The sequence below is a fragment of the Companilactobacillus baiquanensis genome, from assembly GCF_003946605.1.
Taxonomy (GTDB): domain Bacteria; phylum Bacillota; class Bacilli; order Lactobacillales; family Lactobacillaceae; genus Companilactobacillus; species Companilactobacillus baiquanensis.
The window spans coordinates 254,040-280,622 of sequence record NZ_RHOQ01000001.1; the positions used below are offsets into that span (position 1 = coordinate 254,040).

Genomic DNA, 26,583 nt, shown 5'->3' on the forward strand with positions numbered 1-26,583 from the left:
AGACAGGCAAATTTTGCCGGTCTTTTTTAAAAACAATTCTTATTTATACATTGTTTACCAAAAACTATATTAAAATAGTAATAAGAGCAATTGTACAAGTGGGGTTCAATAATGATTACAATTAGAGATATAGCCAAAAGAGCTGGAGTTTCAGCATCTACAGCATCAAGAGCTTTAAATAATAATTCACGTATCAGTGAAGCGACGATAAAAAAAGTTAAAAAAATCGCTGATGAAATGGGGTACTTGCCAGATTATAATGCTAAAAATTTAACTAACGGTGAAGCAAATGCAGTCGGTGTTGTATTTCCAGTCGGTAGTGAAACAGCAAGTAATCCATTCTTTATCAACATTCTTTCAGGTATCAATTCAGAATTAGTTAAAAGACAATATTCATTATCAGTAGCAATTGCTAATACTGATGAGGCGTTGTTAGAAAATGTTCGTTCCATGGTAGTGCAGGGAAAAATCAAGCGCTTTATTTTGCTTTATTCAAAATTTAACGATGCCATCAGTGAATTCTTGAGAGAGAATAAATTACGTTTTGTTGTTATCGGGCAGCCAACTTCAAGTAATGACTTTTACGTTGATAATAACAATGTAGAAGCAGGTATTACTGCTACTGATTTCTTGTTAAAAAAATTGCATGTTAAATTTCCAATATTTGTTGAATCAAGTAACGATTGGACTTACGAACAACAAAGATATCAGGGATTTAAGAAGATCAGTAACGAAAGTTTAGTTGATTTTGATAATGTGCAGGTTTCTTCAGATAATGTTGAGGAAATAGAAAAGTTTATTTTTGAACATCCCCAAATTGATGGAATTGTTGCTACTGATGATTTTAGAGGATTGAGATTTTTGAATTATTTTAAGAAAATTTATCCTAAAAAGAGTCTTTCGATCGTAGGATTCAATAAGTCATTTCCGGCATCTTTGGTTCAAGATAATTTTCATTCAATAGATGTTTTTCCGGATCAAATGGGAATTAAAACAGTCATTTTGCTATTTAGTGATCGAGAAAATCAAGAAATAAATATAAAAAAGCATTTAATTGTTTCACATAAAATTAGTGATGAGATAGGGTTTTAGAAGAGAAATTATCATTTTGGGTATTTTCTTTTTTTATTTTTATTTGTGCAAACGGTTGCACAAAAAATGAAAGCGTTTTATAATGAAAAAGTAATCAAAAATGATTAGTCAGAAAGAGGGATATTAAATATGGCAGATAACAAAAAGCCAAAAGAGGGCCAAGGACTTCCAAAACTGCCAGCAAGTACCATTTGGATGTTGAGTTTTGGATTCTTAGGTGTTCAAATGGCATTTACTTTGCAGAGTTCACAAATGAGTCGTATTTTTCAAACAATTGGAGCTGATCCAAATAACTTAGGTTGGTTCTTCATTTTGCCACCATTGGCTGGATTGATCGTTCAACCAATCGTTGGATATTATTCAGATAGAACCTGGGCACCAAAATTAGGTGGTAGACGATTACCTTATTTAATTTTAGGTACGATCGTTGCCGCAATCGTTATGTTCTTATTACCAAATTCTGGATCGATGGGATTTGGATATGCATCATTTGCTGCATTACTATTTGGTGCTATTACAGTTGCATTTTTGGATCTATCATCTAATGTCGCCATGCAACCATTCAAGATGATGGTTGGTGATATGGTTAATGATGATCAAAAGAGTTATGCATATGGTATTCAAAGTTTCTTATCAAATACCGGTGCCGTTATTGCCGCAATTTTCCCATTTGTTTTAACAGCCTTTGGATTAGCTAATACAGCTAAAAAGGGTGTCGTACCACAGTCAGTTATTTGGTCATTTTATCTTGGAGCAGCTATTTTAATTATTTCAACACTTTTCACTATGGGACGTGTTAAAGAATACGATCCTCAAACATATGCTAGATACCATGGAATTTCAGAGGATGCTAACAAAAAGGGTGGAAATTGGCTAAATCTACTTAAAAAAGCTCCTAAAATATTCTGGACGGTTACACTAGTTCAATTCTTCTGTTGGATGGCGTTCCAATATCTATGGACATATTCAGCTGGTGCTATCTCAGTTAATGTTTGGCACACAGCTAATGCCAGTTCATCAGGATATCAAGCTGCTGGTAATTGGTATGGTGTTTTAGCAGCTGTGCAATCGATTGCAGCCGTGATCTGGTCTTATGTACTTGCTAAAATTCCTAATAGTAAACATAAACTTGGTTATAGTTTGAGTTTACTTCTCGGTGCAGTCGGATTTATTTCAGTATTTATGATTCATAGTCAATACGCTTTAGTTGTTTCATATATTTTAGTTGGTATGGCTTGGGCAGCTATGAATACTTATCCGCTAACAATGATCACAAATGCATTATCAGGTGAACATATGGGTACTTATCTTGGACTTTTCAATGGTTCGATTTGTTTACCACAAATTGTCGCTTCATTAGCAAGTTTTGGATTGTTCCCATTATTCGGTAATTCGCAACCACACATGTTCTTACTAGGTGGAATTATTATGGCAATCGCCGCATTATCAGTTGGATTTATTAAAGAAACTTACAAGGCATAAAAGGAGAAACTAATGAAAAGAATATTTGAAGTACAACCTTGGGATGTTGTCACACATAAATTTGATCCTCAAGATAAGCGTTTACAAGAATCAATGACTAGTTTAGGAAATGGTTATATGGGTATGCGTGGATTCTTTGAAGAAGACTATTCTGCCGATACTTTGCAAGGCCTATATCTTGGTGGCGTTTGGTTCCCAGATAAGACTCGTGTCGGTTGGTGGAAGAATGGTTATCCTAAGTATTTTGGTAAAGTGATCAATGCTGTTAATTTTATTAAGATGAATTTCTTAATTGATGGTGAAAAGCTAGATCTTGCTAAAGATGATTTTACTGACTTTACTCTTGATTTAAATATGAAGGATTCACTATTGACTAGATCATTTATCGTTAATAAAAATGGTAAAAAGGTTAAACTTACATTTGAAAGATTTTTAAGTGTTGAACAAAAAGAACTTTCAGTTCAAAAAGTCAGTTTTGAAAACCTCTCTGATGATACGGTTAATATCAAAGTTATTTCTGCTATCGATGCGAATGTTAAAAACGAAGATGCCAATTACGATGAACGTTTCTGGGATGTTTTAGATTTAACAGATGACAGTATCGTAGCTAAAACAAAACCTAATAATTTCGGAACTCCTCAATTCACTTCCGCTATGCAGATGAGCCATGTAACTTCACTTAAAGAAGTTGATCAGACAAAGACAGAAACTGAAACAAGCAAGACTTTTGAAATCGATTTGGCTAAGAGTGCACAAGCTTCAATTGAAAAACGTGTGATCGTAACTACCTCAAGAGATTACGATACAGTTGATGAGTTAACCGCTGCAATGAACTCTTTGACTAAGAAAGTAATGTCTAGAACCTTTGACGAATTGTTTACTGCACATCGTGATATTTGGGCAGAACGTTGGAATAAATCTGATGTTCAAATTAAGGGGGATGTCGAAGCACAACAAGGAATGCGCTTTAACTTATTTGGATTATTCAGCACTTATTATGGTGACGATGCTAGATTAAACTTTGGTCCTAAAGGATTTACTGGTGAAAAATATGGTGGGGCTACTTATTGGGATACTGAGGCCTTCTGTATTCCAGTTTACTTAGGTATCACAGATCCTAAAGTAACTAGAAACCTTTTGATGTATCGCTATAAACAACTTGATGGAGCCTACGTAAATGCCAAAGAACAAGGTCTTGATGGAGCTTTGTTCCCAATGGTTACCTTTAACGGGATTGAATGTCACAACGAATGGGAGATCACTTTTGAAGAGATCCATCGTAATGGTGATATTGCTTTTGCCATTTATAACTACACACGTTATACAGGTGATAAGTCATATGTTCTTAACGAAGGTAGTAAAGTTCTAACAGAAATTTCTCGTTTCTGGGCTGATCGTGTTCACTTTAGTCAACGTAATAATCAGTATATGATTCACGGTGTTACTGGACCTGATGAATATGAAAACAATGTCGATAATAATTGGTATACAAATTATTTGGCACGTTGGACACTTGAATATACCCTCAAAGTATTAAATGAAGTTTCAGATGAACAAGCTGCTAAATTAAATATTTCAGCTGATGAAAAGAAGCATTGGCAAGATATTGTCGATAGAATGTACTTACCATATGATGAAAAATTAGGTATTTTTGTACAACATGATGGCTTCTTAGATAAAGATATTAAGCCAGTCAGCGAATTGCCAAGTGATCAATTGCCATTAAATCAAAACTGGTCATGGGATAAAATTCTTCGTTCACCATATATTAAACAAGGTGATGTTATTCAAGGTATTTGGGACTTTATGGATGACTTTACAGAAGATGAAAAGAAGAAGAACTTTGATTTTTATGAGCCATTAACAGTTCATGAATCAAGTCTTTCAGCCTCAATTTATTCTGTTCTTGCCGCTGATTTACATTACGAAGATAAAGCGGTTGCATTATATGAAAGAACAGCTAGACTAGACTTAGATAACTATAATAATGATACCGATGACGGTTTGCATATCACTTCAATGACAGGTGGTTGGATCTCAATTGTGCATGGATTTGCAGGTATGCGTGTCCATGATGATGGAACTTTGAGTTATAAACCATTCCTACCAAAGAAGTGGGATAGTTATTCATTTAGACAAGTATTTAGAGGACGTGTAATTGAAATAACAATTGATAAATCTGGTTCACACTTTAAATTAATTTCAGGTGAACCACTATCAATTAAAGTTAATGACGAGTTAGTCGAATTAAATTAAGGAGTTGTGAGGGAACGCCGTTTTGCTTAGTGTGCAAAAAACGTTTCGTCACGCTTTTTTTATAAAGGAGAATTCAAATGGTAAAATTTGAGCAGATTAAAGGATTCGTTTTTGATTTAGATGGAGTTATTGCTGATACATCAGTCTATCATGCTAAGGCATGGCGCCAATTGGCAGAAAAATTAGGTGTTACTTGGACAGATGAATTAGCTGATGGACTTAAAGGAATCAGTCGTATGGACTCATTAAATTTGATTTTAAAGAGCGGCGGAATCGAAAATAAATATTCAGAAGCAGAAAAAGAAGATTTTGCAGCAGAAAAGAACACTAATTATTTAAATCTTTTAAAAGATATGGATGCTACAGCAATTCTTCCAGGAATTGCAGACTTTTTAAAGGATCTTAAAGAGCATGATTATAAATTATCACTTGCTTCAGCCTCAAAGAATTCACCATTAGTTTTAAAACAATTAGGACTAGCAATGTATTTTAAGAACAAAGTTGATCCAACAACTCTAAAGCATGGTAAACCAGATCCTGAAATATTTGCTCGTGGAGCAGAGGCTTTAAATCTTAAACCAGAAGAATGTATCGGGATCGAGGATGCTAAAGCTGGAGTTCAATCGATCAATGGAGCTGGAGAATTATCTATTGGTATAGGTGATAAAAACATTTTAAGTGAGGCTGATATTAATTTTGCTGATACAAGTGAATTAACTTTGGCAAATATTAAAAAGGCTTTGGACTGATCTCGATGAAAATAACTAAAGAACAGTTTGGGACTTATCAAAATGGGCCGGTTTATTTATATAAAATTGAGAATAAGCATAAGACGCAGTTAAATGTATTATCTTACGCTGCCACTTGGCAGGATTTCAAAGTTGTTGAAAATGGAATCACGCATTCACTGATCAGTCATTTTGATAATTTGGATGATTATATCAAGACTCCTTATCAAGTAGGGAAAACCGTTGGTAGAGTTGCAGGTAGAATTGGTCACGCTAGCTTCAAATTGGATGATAAAAATTATCATTTACCAGCAAATGATGGTTCAAATTTGATCCATGGTGGAGATAATGGATTTCAAAGTGTTAACTTTTCCGGTTCGGTTATTAAAGATGAAGTTATACTGTCACATAAATTTTTAAGTGCTGATGATAATTTTCCAGGAGATCTGGAACTAAAAATTACTTATAGTTTAAGTGAAGAAAACGAAGTTAAAATTTCCTATACTGCGACAAGTACCGCAAAGACACTCTTTAATCCAACTTGTCATGTTTACTTCAATGTAACGGATAATGAAGATGTATTTGGACAAGATGTGAAAATCAACTCTAACTCGATACTTGAGGTTGATTCCAATAAAGTTCCAACTGGTAAAATTTTGCCAGTAACGAAGGGATATGAATTTAAAGAATTCAAAACGATTGCTAAAGCTTTAGATGATTTGAAATCTGATAATGGTAAACTAGAATTTGACGATACATTTGTTACTGATGGAAATTCAGTAGCTACTATAAAATCGAATAAGCGAGCCGTTGATTTTTCTTCTGATCGAAATGGTTTGGTCATTTTTACAGCAAACCCCAATGATCCCAAAAAAGCGGATAAAAGAGAATATAATTCCCTAGCAATGGAAATGCAGACGTTGCCTGATGCAATCAATCATGTAGGATTTGGTAATATAGTTTTGCCTGCAAATGAGTCTGTAACTTATACCAATAGTTATAAGTATCGTCAAATTAATTAAAGGAAAATTTTGATGAAACTTGTAATAACTGATTTAGATAGTACCTTTTTAGATAAAAATAAGAATTATAATGTAGAACATTACAATAAGATAAAAGAAGAGTTAAAAGCCCGAAATATTAATTTCGCTGCTTGCACTGGCAAACAAGCCGAAAAGGTTGAAGAGATTTTAGGTTCTGACATCTGGATCGTTGGTGATGGTGGGGCTAGAATTAAATATGAAGGTAAATTCTATTATAAGAACTTGATTCCTAACAAATTAGGTCAAGAATTTATTACTGCTTTGCAAAATCTGAATATTGATTTTAATATTGTTGCTTCAACTGAAGATCGCAGTTATATCCCAACTGGTCGTAGTGATGCCGAGATCAATCGAATTAAAAAAAGTTATCACCTAGTAACCGAAATAGCAGATTTTAAAGCGATAACTCAAGATTTTACTAAAATTTCTGTATACGATGCTAAGGCACATACTTTTGAATATTGTCATCGTTTAGATAATTTTAAAGATAGATTATTTATCGTTGCTCCAGAGCCGACTTGGATCGATGTTTCCAATTTTGGAGCGCATAAAGGAACCGGAATTCAAAAGCTTCAAAATATCCTCGACTGTACTAAGGATGATACGATTTGTTTTGGTGATGGCTATAACGATTTGGAAATGTTCAACCAATCTGGAGTTAAATTTGCCATGGGTAATGCTTTTGATGATGTAAAAGATAAAGCTGATTTTGTAGTCAAAACTAATAATGAAGATGGCGTTTTACGTGCAATTGATAAATTACTAATGATTTAAAAAAGGAAACTTTCACTCACTTAATTAAGTGGAGAAAGTTTCCTTTTTGTAATTATAAAATTTTATTTTATTAATTTGTTTATTTCACTAATTTCATCATTTGAGAATTCAAGATTATCGAGAGCCTTTAAATTTTCGTCTAGATGATCATTATTAGTTGTTCCAATAATAACGCTGGCAACGACAGGATCTTTTAACAACCAGGCAAGTGACATTTGACTAAGTGTCTGATCTCGGTTCTTGGCGATATCATTTAATTTATTCAATTTAGCGACTAAAGCATCAGGACCATCGTCTAAGAGTTCAGAATTTGTATGATGTATTTTGAATGAATCGGTAATTCCATTAAGATAGCGGTCGGATAATAATCCTTCACAAAGTGGACCATAGGCGATTACACCAGCACCGTTATCCTTTAATAATTGAGCTAATCCACTAGTTTCTACATGATCATTTAATAAGTTCATACTCATTTGATCCAAAACAAATGGGGTACCGAGTTTTTTAAACAGGGCAATAGCTTGTTTTAATTCGGGAACTTCATAGTTTGAAACACCGACATATAGCGCCTTACCAGAACGTACTATATCATCCAAAGCTCTAACGGTTTCTTCGATAGGGGTTTTATCATCATATCTATGAGCATAATAAATATCTACATAATCCAAATTTAGTCTTTGTAGTGAGTCATTGATACCTTGAAGTAATGATTTTCTGGAAGTACCGATACCATAAGGTCCATCATGAATTTCATAACCAACCTTAGTAGAAATGACTAATTCATCACGATAAGATTTCAAATCATTTTTCAAAATCTGACCTAGTAATTCTTCTGAAGTACCAAAGCCAGTATTGCCATCACCATAGTGATTAGCATTGTCAAAATGGAATACACCTTTGTCAAAAGCATGTAGAATCGTATTTCTGCGTTCGCTTAATGGATCAGCACTACCAAAATTACGCCACAATCCTAAAGAAATTGGGGGTAACATTAAACCAGTTTCACCAGCGTGACGAACAGAGTAATTGTCATAACGATTTTCTGAAGCAACATACATTTTATCTTCCTCCTCATTGTTCATACTATTAATAGTAAGCCATTGCAAACGGTTACTCAAGGAGATAGGTTGGGATCATTTTGAATTGATCAAACGATAGTAAGTGAAGTGAGCAGCCGATAACCAAAATAGGATCGTAAACGACCAGCCAAAAATTCCATGTGGCTTATTGTGAGTAATAACAGGCCCAAGTGAGGACCAGCCGTAATGTGAGCCCCAAAATATAAATAAACCTATCCATAAGATCCATAATAGTATTAGAAGTATTCTTGATAGTTTGCGCATTGTTGTTTCCTTAATTGTTTTTATTCAAAATATTTCAGAGCAATTTTTTCGTAAATATTAATAAATTGTAGGTAATCATCTTCAAAAACAAATTCATTAACTTGATGAGCACTTTCGTTACCAGGGCCAGCGACAACTACTTCTAAATCAGGATTGACCTTAACAAATTGAGATGCATCAGTACCACCAGGTGCACCAACTGCCAAAGCTTCTTTTTCAAATACTTCTTGATAACTTTGACGAACGATCTTTAGAAAGTTAGAATCCATATCAGTTTTAACTGGCCAGTTGCTGCTTGTTTCATTAAGTTCCAAAGACATATGTGGAGTTTGATTTAACTCATTAATAATATTTTTGAGATCAACGATTAATTTATCGTTATTGTATTCTGGAATAGTTCTGATTTTAACATTCATTTCTGCATAGTCGGGGATAGTATTCTCTTGGTCACCGGATTTTATAATTGTAACTGCAGGTGTTGTCTTACCAAGAATTTCATCTTTAGCAATTAATCCATTGAAGTATTCTTTTTGTTTGTTATAGAAAGTAATCAAATTGTCTAAAGCATTAATACCAGCTTCTGGCATAGAACTATGTGCGGCTTTACCATGTGAAACTTTGTAGTCAATTGAGCCCTTATGAGCGCAAAAGATAGCATGACGTCCATATTCAGAAGGATTAGAGTCTGGAATTTGAATCAAACCACTGTTAATTAGTTGATCCATAACAGGTGTCGAAGAAGCATTACTTGGCTCACCGACAACAAGTGCATTAAGATCATCAGCGTACCCAGATTCTGATAACTGTTTAGCACCAATTTCACCTAATTCTTCACCGACAGTGGCGATAAATTTAATATTACCCTTAAAATTATCATCTTCGTTTAACTCGATCATGGCAATCGTTAATCCAGCTAGGCCAGATTTCATATCTGATGTTCCACGTCCAAAGATTTTTCCATCGATGTGCTTAGGGTTAAATGCTCCGTAATTCCATTTCTTTTCATCAACTGGAGCAACAACATCCTCATGTCCTGTAAACCCAAGTGTTTTTTCGGCATTATTATTAATAGAAGCAATTAAATTAAAGCGATTATCATCTGTTTTAACTAATTCCGTCTTAATTTGATGTCTTTCGAACAGTTTTTTAAGATAATTGGCCACCAATTCTTCATGACCATTTACGGTCTCAAGTTTTATTAAATCGTCTAAAATAGATAACTTCTCTGTTTTATCCATTATGATTCCTCCAAGAATAAAGTTTCATGTATAATAGTAAGTATCGAACAACTATATATTAGTATTAATTAAACTAAAAAGTAATAAAAGGTGAATAAAAATTGAATTTATTGATGAAGATCGATCGATGGCTAGGAGCCATCTTGGTAATCGTTGCCATATTAGGATATTTATTTCATTGGTTTACAAGCCAATTACTATTAAGTGCACTTGCAGCAGGTATTTTGCTGGTGATAATTTCTTTTACATCTGACAAGGGAAGATCCAGAGGTACTAGAAATAAAAAAGACTAGAAGTCCAGATGGATTTCTAGTTTTTAATTTCAATATTAGTTAACCTTCTTACGTCCCTCAGGAGTATAGCGGCTAGATTTGTAGCGCTTGTATAAATAATAGATCCCAAACGCAATGGCAGCCATAATTAATAGAGGGATACCAATGTAGAAGAAAATAGCTATTGCAACAGCAACGATCAGAAACCATTTAATGAATCTCAAAAATAAATCGAACATTTAGTTCTCCTTTTCATAAGTCTACAACTATATAATTATTTATATTCTTTATTAAGTCAAGTAAAACGATTAAAAAACAAAATGATTGACTATTGTCGGACACCCTAGTATAGTAACCACTATCGCTACCTCTTAGAGATATAACTTTGTAAGAAGGAGGTGTGAATAATATGAAATATAGAATTCTATTAAATACTAATGATCAATTATTCACAGCAATTGATGTTAAAAATAGCAATAACTTTGGTAACGGTACAACCATTGAAAAAGCTATTACTGATTTAAAAACTAAAGTTGCTTAACCAATGACTATAAGAGAGTCTAAAAAGGCACTGTCAGATTAATTTCTGACAGTGCCTTTTTTTAGTGGTAAAGCATATTTGATCATAGATTTATTATTGGATACTAGGAAATAAAATTTGCCATTCTCAAGAGCTTTATTATTTCTGAAGGAAACTTTAGCAGTCATCTCTTTTCCGTCAGCGTATTTCTTCATATCAAATTTTCGATTGTCTTGATCAGTTATCGCTTTATTATAATGCTGACTGAACACATAAGGACTAGCGATCCACATATTCTCGTAAAAATTATCACTACTTTTCATACCATAGAATCCTGGACCAGTTTGTTTGATATTTAGCGTTACGATAATGGAATCTCGATCAGAAAAAATATCTACAACTTTGAATTCAACGTTATTAGCCGTTATTTTTTTGTTTTTAACAATACTTATTTCTCTAGTATTGTAATATTCAGCGTTAATTTTTTGATATTGTAATGTTAAAAAAATAAGAGTAATCATTGAAATGGTGAACAGCAGAATCACTTTTAGATGATTATGATATTTTTTCATGTATTCCTCCATTTTCAATACGGAAATGCTTTGTAGAGATTTTTTGTAAAAATTGAGCATCATGGGATGTTACTAGGAAAGTAGTTTTATTGGTATTAAAATCTTTAATGATTTTAACTAGTGATTCTATGCTTTCTTTATCTAGAGCATTAGTCGGTTCGTCTAACACTATTAATTGATTTCTTCCCAATAGAGCTTGGGCAATTCCTACTTTCTGTTTCATACCTAAGGAAAATTTCTTAACTTTTTGATGAATGTTTTCTTTAAGACCTAGTAAAGTTAATAGTTGTGTAATGTCATTATTATTTACGTTGTCCTGCAGTCGAGCTAATAGTTTTAGATTTTGAAACGCGGTCATATTTTCAAATAAACTAGGTCTTTCGATTAATATTCCTACACTGATGGGATATTTAATCTTGGGATTTATTATCTGCTGATCAATTGAAATTTTACCGTCAATTTTTATCAAACCGAGAATAGCTTTTAAAATAATCGTTTTACCAGAACCATTGATCCCTTCAAATGTAACAATTTCTCCTTGGTCTATTTTGAGATTTACATTGTCGATTAAAAGCTGATCGTTTAATCTTTTATTCACTGCTTCTAGTTCTATAAATTTCATTTAATTTACCTCTAAAAATTCTTTTTTAAATATTATTTTGTTGATCGAGACGGTGAATACAATCGTCAAGATGACCATAATAATGGATCTTACCAATATTCCTAGTAAACTTTTTGGCGTTACAAAGTAATAGATCAAAGAGTTAATTTTGATTTTTGATAAATAAAAGTCGAAGCAATTAATTCCAAATGCCGTTGTAAAGGCTATGATTTTGCTTCTTATTATTGTAAGGATAAATAATTCAACTAAAGATAGAAGAAGAAGGACAAGATAGACATAAAAATATAAAATCAAAATTTCAAATCTTGTTAAGATAAGAAGATTTCCAAGACCGCTTAAAGTTATTGTAAGTATCGAAGAACACATCCAAAGTAGCCAAATAATAAGTTGTATGAATCCTGTTCTAATGATTATTGAGACAGTAATACTAGTTCTGGTTCGAGTGATCAAAAAATCATTCAGTCTAAATTTTTCGGTATTCAAACTAGCAATTAAAGAAATTGTGAATAATCCAAAACATAGTGTGTAGGGACTAAATATGGAAGTTAAAAATTGTGACATATCAGCAGATTTTCTTAAAATAGTTAATTGTCCAAATGGTGATAAACCTATAACTATTGCAAGAACAGAAAATAGAATGATTGAACGATCATGGTAAATCAGGCTAAGCTGTTGTTTTAAAATTTTACCAAACAATTTTCCTGTTCCTTCCTATAAGTAATAGAAAAATACTCGAAAGTGAAAATATAATAGTCATGATAATTACAGTTGCGATATTTATTACACTAGGTGCGGTCTCTCTTAAAAAGTCAGATGGCAAAAAGCTAACAAAATGAGGAATTTTTATAAAAATATTTAATATCAATATAGAGATCTGAAGAAGTAAAGTTGAAAGAAGAGATAAAAATTTCCCTTTGATCCATATAGAAAATGAACAAGTTAAGACTGCAAATAAGCCTCCCCAAAATGAGGTTAGTAAAATGGAAAAAATTCCATGCATTAGTGGATGTTGATAATATAAGTCAACAAAAAGCGTATTTTCGTTTATTATTAATAAATTTTCATTGATGAGAAAATCAGGTCTTATATTAGGTATAAAAAGAAAATAAGTTAGAAAATTGGTAACTAGGGGAATAATTGCCGAAACGAATCCGCCAATAAATGCTGCTGATGCGTAAGAAAAGACAATTTTATTCAAATTAAATTTATTTCTAAGATAAAAAATGAATCCGGAATCTAGATCTTCTTTTAAGATAAGTGATGTTGGTATGCTGGCTATTAGTGGCAATAGTATATAAAAAATAATTGGTTCAAAATTAAAAGGATCCACTGAAAACCATCTAGTGTATGGAGATTCTAGAAATGTATTACCAAATTTTAAAATTGGAGTGAGTGATTGTACTATTTGAAGACCGGAGAGGATTAAACTAATACCTAATGAGATCAGGGCCAATCGCTTAACAATCCGCATTTTTAAGTAATTTATCATTAAATATTGTCCTTCTTAGAATATATTTTGAAAATAAATATCATTAACAAAATGTATCATATGATATAACTTAATCATAATTTAAATGATAATAAAACTAGATTGTGACACTATATAATTACATATGTTCATATCTTTTGAAACTAAATTTACTTGGTAATGGCAACGCTTTAAAATGGTGCTGAATTGGGTTTTTCAATGTAATTTTATGGTGTACACTGGATAAGTAAGTTCTATTTAATTATTTTGAACTACAAATTTGATTCATAATATGAAGAAGATGTAGTTATCCATTGGGAGTAACTATATTTTTTTCGGTCTACGGAGGGAAGTATGAATTCGAAAGGGAAGAAGAATTATTGGCTGATTACCATTGCAACTTGGTTACTTATCTTTGTTGCTTGGCAAATTGCCACGTCATTTAGAATGGTTCCAGAAATACTGTTACCGAGTCCAGAGAAAGTTGTTTCAACTTTTGTAAAATTGAGTGAATATGGATATAACGGTATACCGCTTTGGCAACACTTTTTGATAACAATGGCGAGATTATTGAGTGCCGTTTTTTTGGCTATTGTTACAGCAATTCCGTTAGGTTTGATCAGTGGGAGGATCAAAATTGTTTATTCAATATTTGATTCAATAATCCAGTTTATAAGACCAATCCCACCACTTGCGTACTACACTATTTTGATTTTGTGGGTCGGTATTGGAGAGACATCTAAAGTAGTTCTGTTGTATTTGGCAGCTTTTGCTCCCATTTATTTAGCTTGTATATCAGGGGTAAATCGTGTTAAGGACGATTATATTAAAAGTGCTGAATCTTTAGGCGCTAGTTCCAAACAAGTTTTCTTTCATGTAATTTTTCCGTCAGCATTGCCAGATATATTTACTGGGATCAGAACAGCAGTCGGTATGGCATATACGACTGTTGTCGCTGCTGAAATGGTAGCTGCTACATACGGAATAGGATGGATGATTATTAACGCTTCCAAATATCTAAAGAGTGATGTTATGTTTGTTGGAATCATTATTTTAGGTATAACCGGAGTTGTTTTAGATCAAATTTTAAAATATATTGAAAGAAAGATCGTCTTTTGGAGTGGCCGCTAATGAAAAAAATAGTTAAGCTTCTTACTCTTTTAGTAGTTTTTTTATTGTTATCTGGGTGTACTAGTAGTACAAACGATAAGAAAACCACTGAAGTTAGAATTGGAATTTTACAAGTTCCAAATGATGTAGCCGCTTCAAGACAATTAAAATATATAAGTAATTATTTTGATCAAGAGCATATTAAAGTAAAATATATAATTTTTGATTCTGGTGTCGACGCTAATAAAGCTTTGATTTCAGGAGATATAGATTTTGCAACTATGGGGGATACTAATGCCGTCGTAGCATTGACCTCAAAAATTGATGCAAAATTAGTCTGGGTTAATGATGTTTTAGGAAATAATGAAGGTCTCGTAGTTAGAAATGGCAGTGGTATTAAGGATTTTGACGATTTGGCTGGTCAAAAAATAGCTACCCCATTTGCATCAACTTCGCATTACAGTTTAATGATGACTTTAAAAAAACATCACTTATTGAATAAAGTCTCATTGTTGGATATGGATACACAAGATATTGTTGCAGCTTGGAATAGAGGAGATATTTCGGCGGCTTATACTTGGCAGCCTACTTTAACGCCAATGTTGAAAAACGGTCATTTTTTAATAACTAGTGAAAATCTACGTGATCAAAATCGCATAACCGCCAATGTGACTCTAGTTAGAGGTGGATTTGAACGAAAGAATCCCAAACTAGTTTCAGGATTATTGCAACAATTGAATAAAGCTCATATTGAGATGCAAAAAGATCCTAATATTACTATTAAGGCTGCCTCTAAACAGATGGATCTTAGTTATTCAGAAGCTAAGTCACAAATTGGTACTTCAAAATGGCTGACTTCAAAACAGATGGTTGATGATAAATTTCTCAGTGAAACATTTCCTGAACAACTTTATATAACTGGTAAATTTATGTCTCAACAACAAACAATTGACCATGCACCAAGTAAAAAAGAGATAAATGACTTTATAGCAGATAAATATGTGAACGAATTGGGGGATGATTAGATGGAAAAAATTATTGAGGTTAAGGATCTGACTTTAACTTATGAAAATGATGATAAGCCAACTTTAAATTCCTTAAATTTGGATATTGAGCGTGGCGAAATTGTTACTGTTATTGGAAAGTCTGGATGTGGTAAAAGTACATTACTAAATACTATTGCTGGCTATTTAGAACCAACTTCTGGGGAAGTTTTATTAAATGGCGAGCCAGTCAGTGGACCTAATTGGAAATTAGGAGTTGTTTTTCAAAATAATGCCTTATACCCTTGGCTAAATGTTGCTGACAATATTGGCTTTGGACTTAAAATGAGACATTTTGATAAAGAAACGATCGATAAAAGAGTAACCACCCTGCTGGAACAAGTTCAATTGACTGATAAAAGAAAAGACTATGTATTTTCTTTATCCGGAGGAATGAGACAAAGAGTCGCAATTGCACGTGCTTTAGCTAATCAGCCGCAGTTGGTAATGTTTGACGAATCCTTTGGAGCATTAGACGAGTTCACTCGTAATGATATTCATGATGTTATTTTAGGATTATGGAAATCTTTAAACTTAACTTTCTTTATAATTACTCATGATATTGATGAAGCTATTAAATTGGGAAATCGTATCATGATCATGACACCAGATAAAACATCACAATTAAAAGTAGTCCAAAATCCGTATTTTAATATAAATTCAGATAATATCGATTCGAATTATATGAAATTTAAAAATAGTATTTTGAAACAAATAATATAGATAGTTTCTTTACTTAAAAAAATAGGAGCAATAATCCAATTTTGGATTACTGCTCCTGTTTTTAATCAAAAATTTTTATTCGGGTTCGTTGACTGCAAAATCTCCAAATTTAGCATTAACAACTTTAGCTAAATCGTGAGGTTCGATCAATAGTGACTGTCCAAGTTTTCCGGCAGAGACGATAATTTTTTTGGATCTATCAGCCTCATCATCAAAATAAATTGGATAATTATGAAGTGAATGAATACCAACTGGACTATTGGCACCATGTTCAAATCCACTAGTTTTAATGAGATCTTTCAAAGGGACCATACCAACCTTTTTGTTACCTGATATTTTAGCTAATTTCTTATAGCTTAAATGTTTATCCAAGGGGATCATACCGACTAAGGGACCGGTTTTGTTCCCAGTTAAAACTAATGTTTTGTATATTTTGTATCCATCTTGCATACTACCATCATGAACTAATTCTTGAGTATCACCATCAGCTTTTGTAGGAAAAGTCATAGCTGTATATTCGACTTTTTCCTTATCAAGAATTTTTTCGACTAATGTTTTTGAAACTTTTTTTTTCTTCTTACTCATTTTCCTCACCAGATTAATAGATTACTGATTCAATCATAACAAAAGTCAGAACTTTTGAAAGTTTTTAAGCGCTAAATTAAAATAATAAGTAATATTTTAATAATTTGTTATATAATAACAACGTTTAATAGTTGAAGGAGCGAAAAGAATGAGTTTTTTTAAACGCAACAAAAAGGATAATGATCCTATTCAAAATGATTTCAGTAGAATATCTCAAGAAATCAAAAAAAGCCCGGAAAAGTTATCAGAAGCACAAAGATTGTTTAAAGATAATGAATCTTTAAGAAAAGTTGCTGCTAAAGAAAAACTTAATCAAGAAAAGTAGTCTTTAAATACTGTTATGGATGCGTATTGATCATATTGATTAATGCGTATTTTTTTACAAAAAAATTTATTATATTTATAACTTATGGTTTCCATAAGTAAAAATGTATGATATATTATAAAAAACAGAAATGAGGTGTTTTAAATGGGAAAAACAATGGAAAGAAGTCAAGTATTAGAAACTAATGTATTCGTTGAAAGGTTTTTAACATATCGTGAAGTTTTCGTTGAGTATTTTAAAACGATGAGTCTAATTGAACGTGGAGAGGCTTTGACTCATGAGAATTATTCTCGTTTAACTCACAATTATGTAATAAACGTTAAACGATTCAGCCAGCTTTGCAATTCATATATAACTAAGTATCATCTTGAGGGATCTAAAGTAGATCAGACTTTAAATAATTATTTCATTGAATTGATCAATGGTTTAGAGTGTATGGATGAAAAACACAATGTGCTCAATAAGGAACTATCAAATAAGGCACAAGATAAAATTAAAAAATGTGAATTTAACTTTATGGAAACAATTAGAGGATATATTAACTAAGACGCGAGAAACGTCTTTTTTTTATTGTTAATTTTTAGTAACCTTAATAGTAATTACGGAGGAATTTTTATGATTTGGAAAAAGCTTAGTGTTTCAATTCCTGATGATTTTGATCAAGAAATTATTTCTGATATTTTTATGAAGATCGGCGCTAATGGGACTGAATTAGTCGATGATGAAAATAAATCAGTTAAAACCAAAATAAATTCATATTTTGATGATAAGGTTTATAGACCTGAGATAAAAAATGAATTAATAACTGAAATAAATAATTTGGCAAATTTTGGCTTTGACGTAAGTAAGGTAACAGTTTTTGAAGATACAGTTGACGATAAAAGCTGGGTAGATGAATGGAAACAATATTATCATCCGGTTCATATTAGTCGTTATTTGACTGTTGTACCGAACTGGGTTGAATATCAACCTAAGTTTGCCGACGAACATTTAATCGTCATGGATCCAGGAAAGTCGTTTGGGACCGGAACTCATCCTACAACATACTCGTGTATGCAGGCATTAGAAATGATCTTAGGCGATGCACGATCACTATATGATGTCGGTACCGGATCAGGGATTCTTTCAATTCAAGCCCGTCAATTAGGTGTCTCAAAAATAACTGCCTTTGATTTAGATCCCGAGGCAGTAGAAGCTGCTAAAGCTAATTTAAAATTAAATGAGGGCTGTTCAGATATTGAAGTTTACGAAAATTCATTACTCGATGGAGTAAATGGAAAAGTAGACGTAATCGTCGCTAATATTTTGGCTGATGTTATTATGAAATTTATTCCAGATATTGATCAACATTTAAATAATAAAGGATTTGTTATTTTATCAGGTATAATTAATGAGAAGGAATCAATTATTAGTTCTGAAATGAAGAAACACGGTTTTACGGTACTAGAAGTTTTCCACCTCAAAGGTTGGTCAACATTGATTTGTAAAAGAGTAAAGGACGCTGAATTACAAGATGGAGCAATACTTCGTTAATCAAATATTCACTGATGAATCGGTTATAATAGAAGATACTGAAATTTTTAAACATGTTGTGACGGTTTTACGTCATAAAATATCTGATCAGATATATCTGGTCGATGAATCAAAAAGTCTTTATTTAGCAACTATTGAAAACATAAATAAAGATGAAAAAACAATTAAATTTCAAGTCGCCAAGAGTGAGAAAGCATCGACCGAATTACCAGTTGAAGTTACTATAGCTTGTTCTTTGTCAAAAAAGGATAAGATAGAGTGGATAACCCAAAAGGCAACAGAATTAGGTGCAAGCAAATTAATCTTTTTTAATTCTAAATATTCAATTATGCATTGGAAAGCAAACGTAATTGAGAAGAAGTTGATCAGATTACAGGAAATAGCTAAAAATGCGGCACAGCAGTCAAAGCGCAGAGTAATACCTGAAGTTACTTATTTAAATGATTTAGCTTTATTGAACGATGATAATTCAGATTTAAAATTTATTGCCTATGAAGAATCCGCTAAACAGGGCGAAACTAGTACATTGGTGAAATCGTTAGAAGAATCAGTGACTAATTCTATAATTGGTGTTTTTGGTCCAGAAGGTGGTTTCTCACCTGATGAAGTAGAACTTTTAAATAGAAATGGGTATTTATCCATTGGATTAGGACCAAGGATTATGAGAGCTGAAACTGCACCACTGTACTTCTTGTCAGTGCTATCATATAATTATGAATTATCGTCAAAATGAGGAATAAAAAATTGAAAAACATTTGGAAAAAAATAGAACAATCGAAAACAACTTATATAGCACTTATTTCTATTATTTTGGTTTTTATTATGCCAATCTTGTTTAATTTGTTTCACTTAGGAAAATCTAATCGGATTATTTGGTTATTCTTCGTAATCAATATTTTCTTCTCTGGTTTTCTAGGCTGGTTTTGTCGAAAATATTCATTATCGTTTTATAATATGATTATTTTTCCAGTTATATTTGTAATCAGTGTTTTTATAAAATATGGCCGTTATGGTTACTTTCTGGCTGGGATCTACTTAATTTTGAGTATTTTAGTATATTTCTTATTTGATAAGGAAAATTGATTGTTTTTTCTTAATAAAGCAAGCATAATAATACGTAAAGAAAGCACTCTTAGAGTGCTTTTTATTGTAGAAGGGGCGGGGTAATTTGAAAAAAAATAGAGACTATACTCCTGACGAAGTCCTAGATATTTGTCGAAAATATATGAATGAAGAACATGTTGAATTTGTTAATAAATCATATAAATTTGCGGCATACGTCCATAAAGAACAAAAACGCGCTACTGGGGAACCTTATATTATTCATCCAACACAAGTAGCTCAAATTCTTGCTTCTTTACATATGGATCCATATACAGTAGCCGCTGGATATCTGCATGATGTTGTTGAGGATACTAATATCACACTCGGCGATGTCAATGAATTATTTGGGGACCAAGTTGCTACCATCGTTGATGGAGTTACAAAGATAAGTAAGTATAAGTATCATTCACATCAAGAACTATTGGCTGAAAACCATCGAAAAATGCTTTTGGCTACCGCTAAAGATTTACGTGTGATCATGGTTAAATTGGCTGATAGATTACACAACATGCGTACTTTGAAAGCATTGCGTCCCGATAAACAACGTCGAATTGCCACAGAAACTTTGGAAATTTATGCTCCATTAGCTGATAGATTAGGTATCAGTAAGATCAAATGGGAGCTTGAGGATCTATCACTGCACTATATTAATCCTCAACAATATTATCGAATTGTTCATCTAATGAATAGTAAGCGTGACCAAAGAGAGGCTTATATTGCTGAAGCTATCGATTATATTAAAACTAGTGTTGATGCTTTAGGTATCAAATATGATATTTATGGTCGTCCTAAACATATTTATTCCATTTATAAAAAAATGCGTGATAAGCATAAGCAATTTTCAGAATTATATGACTTGTTGGCAATTAGGATCGTTGTAGATTCAGTTAAAGATTGTTATGCGGTTCTTGGTTCGATCCACTCGAAGTGGAAGCCAATTCCTGGTCGTTTTAAAGATTACATTGCCGTACCAAAGGCTAATGGCTATCAATCATTACATACGACCATCATTGGACCAGGTGGACAGCCACTAGAAGTTCAGATAAGAACCTTTAAGATGCATGAAGTTGCCGAATATGGTGTCGCAGCTCATTGGGCATATAAAGAAGGTAATTTTGAAGGCGTCAAATTAGATGAAAATGAACAAAAAATTGATGTCTTCAGAGAAATTCTTGAATTACAGGAAAATTCTGATAATGCCGCTGACTTTATGAAATCAGTTAAGGGTGAAATTTTTAATGATCGTGTGTATGTGTTTACACCTCAAGGTGAAGTAGTTGAGTTGCCAAAGGGTTCAACTACTCTAGATTTTGCCTATCAAGTTCATACAGAAGTTGGTAATCATGCGGTTGGTTCTAAAGTCAATGCGAGAATGGTGCCATTAAACTATCAATTGAAAAATGGCGATATTGTAGAAATCATGACAAGTGCCAATGCTAAGCCTAGTCGTGATTGGGTCAATGTCGTTTATACATCAAGATCAAGAAATAAAATCAAACGTTATTTTAGAGTTAAAGATCGTCAAGAAAATATCGAACTTGGCCGTGAATCAATTGAAGAAGAACTAAAGAACCGTTCAATGTCAGGAAAGAAGTATCTTGATAAGAAACATCTTGAACTAGCAATGGATATTTTTAACTTTACTGATCCAGATGAATTATTTAATGCAGTCGGTTATGGGGAACTATCAGCTATCAACGTGGTACATAAATTGCTTAGTGAAGACCCTGATCGAAAGAAACAAGCGGAGAAAAAAGAGCTTGAAGAATCATTAATAACTGATGATGAAGAGAAAAAGCCGCAACAAAATGAAAGCACTCAAGTTAAAAAGACTCAAGATAATCCTAATAATAGTATTTCAGTTCAAGGTATCGATAATCTCTTAATCCGTTTAGCAAAATGCTGCAGTCCGATTCCTGGGGATGATATCGTCGGCTATATTACTAAGGGACGTGGATTGACAATTCATAGAGCTGATTGTCCTAATGTCCAAAGTGAAGAGGCAAAACGTAGATTTATTGAAGTTAGTTGGGATAACGTTACTCAAGAAAAGCGTTACTCTGCTGAACTAGATATCTATGCTTTTAACCGCAATGGGTTATTGAATGAGGTCTTACAAGTCATTAATTCCACTACTAATTCTTTGAATAATGTTAACGGTCGTCTAGATAAAGCGAAGATGGCAATTATTCATGTTAGTGTCGGTGTTAATAATAAGGAACATCTAGATAAAATAATTTCTAAACTGAATAATATACCTGATGTTTATGAAATCAAAAGGACGATAGAATAATATGAAAGTAGTTATCCAAAGAGTTTCAGATGCAAAAGTTTCAGTTGATAATAAGGTTTTAGGTCAGATTGATCAAGGCCTTTGTTTACTAGTAGCCTTTGCGGATGAAGATACAACAGATACTCTAAATTATATGGCTCATAAAATTGCTAATATGCGTATATTTACTGACAGTGAAGGGAAGATGAATCTTTCTCTAAAAGATGTAGGAGGAAGCATTCTATCAATTTCACAATTCACATTATATGCTGATACAAAGAAGGGAAACCGCCCTAGTTTTGTTGGGGCAGGTGGTTTTGAATCATCAAGTCAAAAATATGATCAGTTTAATCAAACCCTAAGAAGCTACGACTTAAAAGTTGAAACTGGTGAATTTGGTGCTGATATGCAAGTTGCATTAACTAACGATGGACCTGTAACAATAATAATGGAGCGATAAAATGACAAGTATAATTTGGGATTTTGATGGAACGTTGGCAAACAGCTATCCTGGAATGGTAGCGGCAACGCAAAAATCTCTAGAAGAAAATTTTAAAATAAAACTTTCAAAAGATACAATTTATAGCGGAATAAAAGAAACTTCGATTAAAAAATTTGTAACGGAAACACTAAAAAATGCCGATAATGTAACTAACGGCGGACTAACAGAATTTTATAAAATCTATACGCTGTATGAAAATGAGTATCATTCTCAAATACGATTGATGCCGCATGCAAAAATAGCCTTGGACTATTTAAAATCTGAAGGCTTTGAGCAATTTATAGTTACGCATCGGGATGAATCCATCTTTGACATAGCTAAGAATTTAAATATATCTGAATACTTTAAAGAAATAGTTAGTGTCAGTGATAATTTTGTTAGAAAACCAGATCCTGATATGTTGAACTATCTAATTAGAAAGTATGATCTCGATAATCATGATATGTTTGTTATTGGTGATCGTAAGATAGATATAGACTTTGGTAAAAGTGTTTCTGCTAAAACTATTTTATTAAGCGATGATAAAAATATGGACGCCGATTATAAAATTGAAAGTTTAAATGATATAAATACAATTCTTTAAAATTTTAAGATAGCAAGACTAACAGACTAAGTTTTTGTGCATTAAAATGAAGCCAGTGATCTAATTTTAGGTTGTTGGTTTTATTTTTTTCTAAAAAATTTAAATTTTAAAACGTTTTCCCCTTCTCTAATTAACAATAAGTTGTAAAATATTAAGTTGCACGTAATATTTTTATATTTTATTATCGGGGGAATCATTATGGAGAGTTTAGAACCGAAGAAGTCTTTCATTAGTTGGCCAGTTTTGGCGCTAATGAGCTTCGTTACGGTAATTGGTTTTGATGACTTAACCTATAACTTTCAAAACCAGGGAATGGGCGTTATTACCTCTTGGGTTATTATGCTATTCTTGTATGTCATTCCATATTCACTTATGGTTGGACAATTAGGATCAGTTTTTAATCATGAAGGAGGGGGCCTTTCATCATGGGTTCGTGGAACTAGTGGTGAATTTCTAGGATATTTTACAGCTTGGACTTATTGGGCTGCTTCAGTACCATACGTTGTCGATACAGCAAACTCAATCGTTGTTGGATTAGGTTGGGCTTGGTATGGCAATGGTAAATTGCAAGACACAATGTCTAATGGCTGGTTTGCCTTTTGGACTGTGATCACTTTTATTGTTTTCATTTTTGTGCAATCTCGTTTTAAGCATTCATTGGAAGTTCTAAGTACCATTGGTGGTGTGGCAATGTTTGGAATGACTGTATTATTTGTTATTATGACTTTTGCTGCATTAGGTATGGGTGGACATATTGCTACTCAACCTATGAATATTCATACGATCATACCAAAATTTGATTTACATTATTTAACTACTTTAGGTCTATTGATCTATGCCATGAATGGGGCAGAGTTAATTGCACCATTTATTACTAAGATGAGAAAGCCTAAGAGTGAATTTCCTAAGGCAATGATCATGTTGGCTGTTATGACAGCTTTCTTGACTATTTTTGGATCATTTTCATTAGGAGTTTTCTTTAATGCTTATCATTTACCAAATGATTTGAAGATGAATGGTTCATATTACGCTTTCTTGGCATTAGGTGAACAATTCCATATGGGTAGTATACTGATGTATATTTTTGCTTGGACGGAAGTATTTTATTTGGCAGCACTTTTGGCTGTCCTATTAGATGCCATGACCAGAATGTTGATTTCAGATACAGGTGCCAAATTTATGCCGAAAGTTCTTCGTAAGAAGAATAAATCAGGATTACCTGTTAATGGTTATTTATTAACATGTGGTTTAAGTGCGTTTATTATGCTACTTGGTATTTTCTTACCAAGTATGAACGATATCTTTAATTGGTTACTAAATCTTAATGGAATTATTTCCCCCGGTGTTACATGCTGGATTTTCTTTGCTTTCATTAAAATTCGTATGGATAGTAAGAAATTCCCATCTGAGTATGTTTATATTAAAAATGATAAAGCAGCCCTAACTGTGGGCTGGTGGTGTTTGATCGTTACGATAATCGCGACAGTATTTGGTATCGGACCACAAGACGTTGCCTTTGGAACCAGCACTTGGTGGTATGAATTGATCATCAATTTTGTGGCAATTATTGTTCTGATTGGTTTAGGTACGATCATGCCTTACGTTACACGTCGTGAAGAAAGAAGTAAGACAGGTTCTGCCTTCACACGTTTACAATGGACAGGGATTTTAACTGCATTGTTAATCGTTATTGTTGGTGACTTATATCTAGGTGGATCTAAGATCAATAATAATATTCCTATGGTCATTGGCTTAAGTGTTATCGGTATTCTTGTAATTATAGGTATTGGTTGGCATGAACGTGATCTAATTTCTTAAAATTTTAAAATATCTCATGAATGTTAGAGGAATACTCTATCATTTGTGAGATATTTTTTTATAATTTCAATCTAGTTTTTAAAACTAGATTGAATGGTAATTAATATTATGATAAGTTATATTAGTAATTATAAAGAGGTGCTTTTTGATGGACGAACTGCAAGAATGGTTAGATAATTTAGAAGAGTTCAAGTTGCCTAGGTGGAATGACCTTCCCGAACTTGACCTATATCGTGATCAATTATTAACGTTAATAGATAAGTATTTAAATCCAATTTGGATTGAAGACGGTCCTATCGTTACAACATCGATGGTTAATAATTATGTTAAAAATGGTTTACTGCCGCATCCCATAAAAAAACGATACACCAGGGAACACTTGGCATATCTTATTGCCATAACTTTTTTAAAACAAGTCGTTTCAATTAATGAGATTAAATCAGGATTAAAAGTTATGACTGATTTAAATGGCGGCATCGAAAAAGCTTTTGATTTTTTTTGTGACAAACAAGAATTAGCTTTGAAAATGTTAAATTACCGAAATGAAAAACAAAAAATTTCTGAAGATAATTCAACGTCTGCCTATTTGATGGTTGAAATGGTAACCGTATCTTTTGCAACCAAATGGATGACACGTAAAGTATTGATGATTGAAAATGAAGCATCAGAAGAAAAGAGTAAAAAATAATGACTGAAAAAATTGCTGTTCTGGTAGATTCTTGTTGTGATATTCCAGAAGAATATTTACAAAAAGATGGTGTTTATGAAATACCTATGCAAATTATTTATAAAGACAAAACTTACCTTGATCGTGTAAATATTTCCGCAGTGGAAGTATATGACGATTTAGAATCTGAAATACCAAAAACTTCACTACCATCAGGTGAAGAGATCCAAAAAACTTTAGATAAAATTTATAATGATGGTTATACTCATATTATTTCTATCTCAATTTCTTCTGGGTTGAGTGGAACTTATAACTTTTTGAAAGTGTTGTTAGATGAAGACGGAAGATTTACCTATACATCATTTGATACCAAACAAGTTGCCGTTGCAGCTGGACTAATTGCCGTTGGAACTAAAGATGCTATTGATTCAGGAATTGTCTATGAGAGAGTTTTAGAGAAGACAAAAAGAATGATCGATAATACTGTTGTTTATTTCTGTATACCAACTTTGGAGTATTTAAGAGCAGGAGGCAGAATAGGCTTGGTTACATCAGTAGTTGGTAGTATGTTGAAACTTGCTCCGATCATCACTTGCAATTCTGATGGAATTTATACTACTGCCGCTAAAGCACGTGGTATGAAACGTGGTCAGAAGATGATGTTAGACATGGTTAGCAAGTTTATTGGTGATCACAAAGATTATCTATTAGCGGTTGGACATGGTGCTGATGAAGTGTCTGGAGGTCATATGATGGCATTGTTAGATAGTAAAGGTATCAATGGTAAAAAGGAGTTCTTTGGCCAAGTTGGTCCAGCTCTTGGAGTTCATACTGGACCGGGATTAGTTGGCGTTGGAGTATGTTTATTGGATTAAAAAAAGTTCTAAGTGGAATTTATCCGCTTAGAA

Annotated in this window: 29 protein-coding genes; 21 read left to right on the forward strand and 8 right to left on the reverse strand. The window is 32.8% G+C overall.

All coding sequences use genetic code 11. The features are described from left to right. Positions 1-111: 111 nt before the first annotated feature. The 6 genes from EKM77_RS01305 (at position 112) to EKM77_RS01330 (ending at position 7,375) form a co-directional block, all read left to right on the forward strand. Positions 112-1,092, forward strand: coding sequence for a LacI family DNA-binding transcriptional regulator (locus tag EKM77_RS01305; protein WP_125591869.1), 981 nt, complete (start codon positions 112-114; stop codon positions 1,090-1,092). A 129-nt stretch (positions 1,093-1,221) separates the two neighbouring features. Continuing rightward, positions 1,222-2,574: an SLC45 family MFS transporter gene (locus EKM77_RS01310; RefSeq protein ID WP_125591871.1), complete on the forward strand. Its 1,353-nt coding sequence runs from the start codon at positions 1,222-1,224 to the stop codon at positions 2,572-2,574. Positions 2,575-2,586: 12 nt separating this feature from the next. Beyond that, complete coding sequence (locus tag EKM77_RS01315; protein ID WP_125591872.1) at positions 2,587-4,830, forward strand: glycoside hydrolase family 65 protein; 2,244 nt, start codon at positions 2,587-2,589, stop codon at positions 4,828-4,830. A gap of 77 nt (positions 4,831-4,907) precedes the next feature. Then, positions 4,908-5,579 carry a beta-phosphoglucomutase gene (pgmB, locus tag EKM77_RS01320; RefSeq protein WP_125591875.1) on the forward strand — a complete coding sequence of 224 codons (672 nt, stop codon included), beginning with the start codon at positions 4,908-4,910 and terminating at the stop codon, positions 5,577-5,579. Positions 5,580-5,584: 5 nt separating this feature from the next. Then, positions 5,585-6,580, forward strand: a complete 996-nt coding sequence (locus EKM77_RS01325) for an aldose epimerase family protein (protein ID WP_125591877.1) — start codon at positions 5,585-5,587, stop codon at positions 6,578-6,580. A gap of 12 nt (positions 6,581-6,592) precedes the next feature. Then, complete coding sequence (locus EKM77_RS01330) at positions 6,593-7,375, forward strand: Cof-type HAD-IIB family hydrolase (RefSeq protein WP_125591879.1); 783 nt, start codon at positions 6,593-6,595, stop codon at positions 7,373-7,375. Between the two features lie 62 nt (positions 7,376-7,437). Here EKM77_RS01330 and EKM77_RS01335 read toward each other — a convergent pair whose 3' ends face one another. Continuing rightward, positions 7,438-8,433, reverse strand: coding sequence for an aldo/keto reductase (locus EKM77_RS01335; protein ID WP_125591881.1), 996 nt, complete (start codon positions 8,431-8,433; stop codon positions 7,438-7,440). A gap of 305 nt (positions 8,434-8,738) precedes the next feature. Next, on the reverse strand, positions 8,739-9,956 hold the full coding sequence (locus EKM77_RS01340) for a M20/M25/M40 family metallo-hydrolase (protein WP_125591883.1): 1,218 nt from the start codon (positions 9,954-9,956) through the stop codon (positions 8,739-8,741). Between the two features lie 101 nt (positions 9,957-10,057). Here EKM77_RS01340 and EKM77_RS01345 point away from each other — a divergent pair, with 101 nt between their 5' ends. Next, on the forward strand, positions 10,058-10,249 hold the full coding sequence (locus EKM77_RS01345; protein WP_125591885.1) for a hypothetical protein: 192 nt from the start codon (positions 10,058-10,060) through the stop codon (positions 10,247-10,249). Between the two features lie 35 nt (positions 10,250-10,284). Here EKM77_RS01345 and EKM77_RS01350 read toward each other — a convergent pair whose 3' ends face one another. Beyond that, complete coding sequence (locus tag EKM77_RS01350; protein WP_125591887.1) at positions 10,285-10,467, reverse strand: hypothetical protein; 183 nt, start codon at positions 10,465-10,467, stop codon at positions 10,285-10,287. A gap of 170 nt (positions 10,468-10,637) precedes the next feature. Between EKM77_RS01350 and EKM77_RS11105 the strand changes: the two genes are divergently transcribed. Then, positions 10,638-10,769: a hypothetical protein gene (locus EKM77_RS11105; RefSeq protein WP_263852882.1), complete on the forward strand. Its 132-nt coding sequence runs from the start codon at positions 10,638-10,640 to the stop codon at positions 10,767-10,769. Between the two features lie 38 nt (positions 10,770-10,807). Here EKM77_RS11105 and EKM77_RS01355 read toward each other — a convergent pair whose 3' ends face one another. The 4 genes from EKM77_RS01355 to EKM77_RS01370 are packed head-to-tail and all read right to left on the reverse strand — an operon-like array spanning position 10,808 to position 13,431. Continuing rightward, positions 10,808-11,320: a hypothetical protein gene (locus EKM77_RS01355; RefSeq protein WP_125591889.1), complete on the reverse strand. Its 513-nt coding sequence runs from the start codon at positions 11,318-11,320 to the stop codon at positions 10,808-10,810. Continuing rightward, entirely contained in the window at positions 11,304-11,942 is a 639-nt protein-coding gene (locus EKM77_RS01360; RefSeq protein ID WP_125591891.1) for an ATP-binding cassette domain-containing protein, read from the reverse strand. The genes EKM77_RS01355 and EKM77_RS01360 overlap by 17 nt, the downstream gene beginning before the upstream one ends. After that, complete coding sequence (locus tag EKM77_RS01365) at positions 11,943-12,638, reverse strand: hypothetical protein (protein ID WP_125591893.1); 696 nt, start codon at positions 12,636-12,638, stop codon at positions 11,943-11,945. Continuing rightward, the gene (locus tag EKM77_RS01370) at positions 12,628-13,431 is read right to left on the reverse strand and encodes a hypothetical protein (RefSeq protein WP_225425164.1); all 804 of its coding nucleotides are present in this window, start codon (positions 13,429-13,431) and stop codon (positions 12,628-12,630) included. The genes EKM77_RS01365 and EKM77_RS01370 overlap by 11 nt, the downstream gene beginning before the upstream one ends. Positions 13,432-13,764: 333 nt before the next feature. On the opposite strand from EKM77_RS01370, the gene EKM77_RS01375 reads away from it, so the two are divergent. From EKM77_RS01375 to EKM77_RS01385, 3 genes are read left to right on the forward strand one after another with little or no spacing between them, the layout of a single operon-like run. After that, the gene (locus EKM77_RS01375; protein WP_125591895.1) at positions 13,765-14,541 is read left to right on the forward strand and encodes an ABC transporter permease; all 777 of its coding nucleotides are present in this window, start codon (positions 13,765-13,767) and stop codon (positions 14,539-14,541) included. Further along, on the forward strand, positions 14,541-15,545 hold the full coding sequence (locus tag EKM77_RS01380; protein WP_125591897.1) for a taurine ABC transporter substrate-binding protein: 1,005 nt from the start codon (positions 14,541-14,543) through the stop codon (positions 15,543-15,545). Before EKM77_RS01375 ends, EKM77_RS01380 begins: the two co-directional genes overlap by 1 nt. After that, complete coding sequence (locus EKM77_RS01385; protein ID WP_125591899.1) at positions 15,546-16,286, forward strand: ABC transporter ATP-binding protein; 741 nt, start codon at positions 15,546-15,548, stop codon at positions 16,284-16,286. A 75-nt stretch (positions 16,287-16,361) separates the two neighbouring features. Here EKM77_RS01385 and EKM77_RS01390 read toward each other — a convergent pair whose 3' ends face one another. Then, positions 16,362-16,871, reverse strand: a complete 510-nt coding sequence (locus EKM77_RS01390; RefSeq protein WP_125591901.1) for an aminoacyl-tRNA deacylase — start codon at positions 16,869-16,871, stop codon at positions 16,362-16,364. A 148-nt stretch (positions 16,872-17,019) separates the two neighbouring features. Between EKM77_RS01390 and EKM77_RS10935 the strand changes: the two genes are divergently transcribed. The 10 genes from EKM77_RS10935 to EKM77_RS01440 all read left to right on the forward strand — a co-directional run bounded on the left by EKM77_RS10935 (position 17,020) and on the right by EKM77_RS01440 (position 26,550). After that, positions 17,020-17,196: a hypothetical protein gene (locus EKM77_RS10935; RefSeq protein WP_164507687.1), complete on the forward strand. Its 177-nt coding sequence runs from the start codon at positions 17,020-17,022 to the stop codon at positions 17,194-17,196. A gap of 144 nt (positions 17,197-17,340) precedes the next feature. Next, positions 17,341-17,742 carry a hypothetical protein gene (locus EKM77_RS01395; protein ID WP_125591903.1) on the forward strand — a complete coding sequence of 134 codons (402 nt, stop codon included), beginning with the start codon at positions 17,341-17,343 and terminating at the stop codon, positions 17,740-17,742. A gap of 69 nt (positions 17,743-17,811) precedes the next feature. Next, a complete protein-coding gene (gene prmA / locus EKM77_RS01400; RefSeq protein WP_125591905.1) occupies positions 17,812-18,729 on the forward strand; it encodes a 50S ribosomal protein L11 methyltransferase in 918 nt (305 codons plus the stop codon). Beyond that, positions 18,710-19,462, forward strand: coding sequence for an RsmE family RNA methyltransferase (locus EKM77_RS01405; protein ID WP_125591907.1), 753 nt, complete (start codon positions 18,710-18,712; stop codon positions 19,460-19,462). The genes prmA and EKM77_RS01405 overlap by 20 nt, the downstream gene beginning before the upstream one ends. A gap of 492 nt (positions 19,463-19,954) precedes the next feature. After that, a complete protein-coding gene (locus tag EKM77_RS01415) occupies positions 19,955-22,126 on the forward strand; it encodes a RelA/SpoT family protein (protein ID WP_125592700.1) in 2,172 nt (723 codons plus the stop codon). A 1-nt stretch (position 22,127) separates the two neighbouring features. Continuing rightward, positions 22,128-22,565 carry a D-aminoacyl-tRNA deacylase gene (gene dtd, locus EKM77_RS01420; protein ID WP_125591911.1) on the forward strand — a complete coding sequence of 146 codons (438 nt, stop codon included), beginning with the start codon at positions 22,128-22,130 and terminating at the stop codon, positions 22,563-22,565. A 1-nt stretch (position 22,566) separates the two neighbouring features. Then, a complete protein-coding gene (locus EKM77_RS01425) occupies positions 22,567-23,190 on the forward strand; it encodes an HAD-IA family hydrolase (RefSeq protein WP_125591912.1) in 624 nt (207 codons plus the stop codon). 198 nt (positions 23,191-23,388) lie between these two features. Continuing rightward, on the forward strand, positions 23,389-25,008 hold the full coding sequence (locus EKM77_RS01430) for an APC family permease (RefSeq protein ID WP_125591914.1): 1,620 nt from the start codon (positions 23,389-23,391) through the stop codon (positions 25,006-25,008). Positions 25,009-25,156: 148 nt separating this feature from the next. Beyond that, positions 25,157-25,696 carry a DUF1836 domain-containing protein gene (locus tag EKM77_RS01435; RefSeq protein ID WP_125591916.1) on the forward strand — a complete coding sequence of 180 codons (540 nt, stop codon included), beginning with the start codon at positions 25,157-25,159 and terminating at the stop codon, positions 25,694-25,696. Next, positions 25,696-26,550: a DegV family protein gene (locus EKM77_RS01440; RefSeq protein ID WP_125591918.1), complete on the forward strand. Its 855-nt coding sequence runs from the start codon at positions 25,696-25,698 to the stop codon at positions 26,548-26,550. The genes EKM77_RS01435 and EKM77_RS01440 overlap by 1 nt, the downstream gene beginning before the upstream one ends. Positions 26,551-26,583 lie beyond the last annotated feature (33 nt).

Coding starts and splice junctions, on each gene's coding strand:
- EKM77_RS01305 (WP_125591869.1), top strand. CDS start 112: ATGATTACAATTAGAGATATAGCCAAAAGAGCTGGAGTTTCAGCATCT.
- EKM77_RS01310 (WP_125591871.1), top strand. CDS start 1,222: ATGGCAGATAACAAAAAGCCAAAAGAGGGCCAAGGACTTCCAAAACTG.
- EKM77_RS01315 (WP_125591872.1), top strand. CDS start 2,587: ATGAAAAGAATATTTGAAGTACAACCTTGGGATGTTGTCACACATAAA.
- pgmB (WP_125591875.1), top strand. CDS start 4,908: ATGGTAAAATTTGAGCAGATTAAAGGATTCGTTTTTGATTTAGATGGA.
- EKM77_RS01325 (WP_125591877.1), top strand. CDS start 5,585: ATGAAAATAACTAAAGAACAGTTTGGGACTTATCAAAATGGGCCGGTT.
- EKM77_RS01330 (WP_125591879.1), top strand. CDS start 6,593: ATGAAACTTGTAATAACTGATTTAGATAGTACCTTTTTAGATAAAAAT.
- EKM77_RS01335 (WP_125591881.1), bottom strand. CDS start 8,433: ATGTATGTTGCTTCAGAAAATCGTTATGACAATTACTCTGTTCGTCAC.
- EKM77_RS01340 (WP_125591883.1), bottom strand. CDS start 9,956: ATGGATAAAACAGAGAAGTTATCTATTTTAGACGATTTAATAAAACTT.
- EKM77_RS01350 (WP_125591887.1), bottom strand. CDS start 10,467: ATGTTCGATTTATTTTTGAGATTCATTAAATGGTTTCTGATCGTTGCT.
- EKM77_RS11105 (WP_263852882.1), top strand. CDS start 10,638: ATGAAATATAGAATTCTATTAAATACTAATGATCAATTATTCACAGCA.
- EKM77_RS01355 (WP_125591889.1), bottom strand. CDS start 11,320: ATGAAAAAATATCATAATCATCTAAAAGTGATTCTGCTGTTCACCATT.
- EKM77_RS01360 (WP_125591891.1), bottom strand. CDS start 11,942: ATGAAATTTATAGAACTAGAAGCAGTGAATAAAAGATTAAACGATCAG.
- EKM77_RS01370 (WP_225425164.1), bottom strand. CDS start 13,431: ATGATAAATTACTTAAAAATGCGGATTGTTAAGCGATTGGCCCTGATC.
- EKM77_RS01375 (WP_125591895.1), top strand. CDS start 13,765: ATGAATTCGAAAGGGAAGAAGAATTATTGGCTGATTACCATTGCAACT.
- EKM77_RS01380 (WP_125591897.1), top strand. CDS start 14,541: ATGAAAAAAATAGTTAAGCTTCTTACTCTTTTAGTAGTTTTTTTATTG.
- EKM77_RS01385 (WP_125591899.1), top strand. CDS start 15,546: ATGGAAAAAATTATTGAGGTTAAGGATCTGACTTTAACTTATGAAAAT.
- EKM77_RS01390 (WP_125591901.1), bottom strand. CDS start 16,871: ATGAGTAAGAAGAAAAAAAAAGTTTCAAAAACATTAGTCGAAAAAATT.
- EKM77_RS10935 (WP_164507687.1), top strand. CDS start 17,020: ATGAGTTTTTTTAAACGCAACAAAAAGGATAATGATCCTATTCAAAAT.
- EKM77_RS01395 (WP_125591903.1), top strand. CDS start 17,341: ATGGGAAAAACAATGGAAAGAAGTCAAGTATTAGAAACTAATGTATTC.
- prmA (WP_125591905.1), top strand. CDS start 17,812: ATGATTTGGAAAAAGCTTAGTGTTTCAATTCCTGATGATTTTGATCAA.
- EKM77_RS01405 (WP_125591907.1), top strand. CDS start 18,710: ATGGAGCAATACTTCGTTAATCAAATATTCACTGATGAATCGGTTATA.
- EKM77_RS01415 (WP_125592700.1), top strand. CDS start 19,955: ATGAATGAAGAACATGTTGAATTTGTTAATAAATCATATAAATTTGCG.
- dtd (WP_125591911.1), top strand. CDS start 22,128: ATGAAAGTAGTTATCCAAAGAGTTTCAGATGCAAAAGTTTCAGTTGAT.
- EKM77_RS01425 (WP_125591912.1), top strand. CDS start 22,567: ATGACAAGTATAATTTGGGATTTTGATGGAACGTTGGCAAACAGCTAT.
- EKM77_RS01430 (WP_125591914.1), top strand. CDS start 23,389: ATGGAGAGTTTAGAACCGAAGAAGTCTTTCATTAGTTGGCCAGTTTTG.
- EKM77_RS01435 (WP_125591916.1), top strand. CDS start 25,157: ATGGACGAACTGCAAGAATGGTTAGATAATTTAGAAGAGTTCAAGTTG.
- EKM77_RS01440 (WP_125591918.1), top strand. CDS start 25,696: ATGACTGAAAAAATTGCTGTTCTGGTAGATTCTTGTTGTGATATTCCA.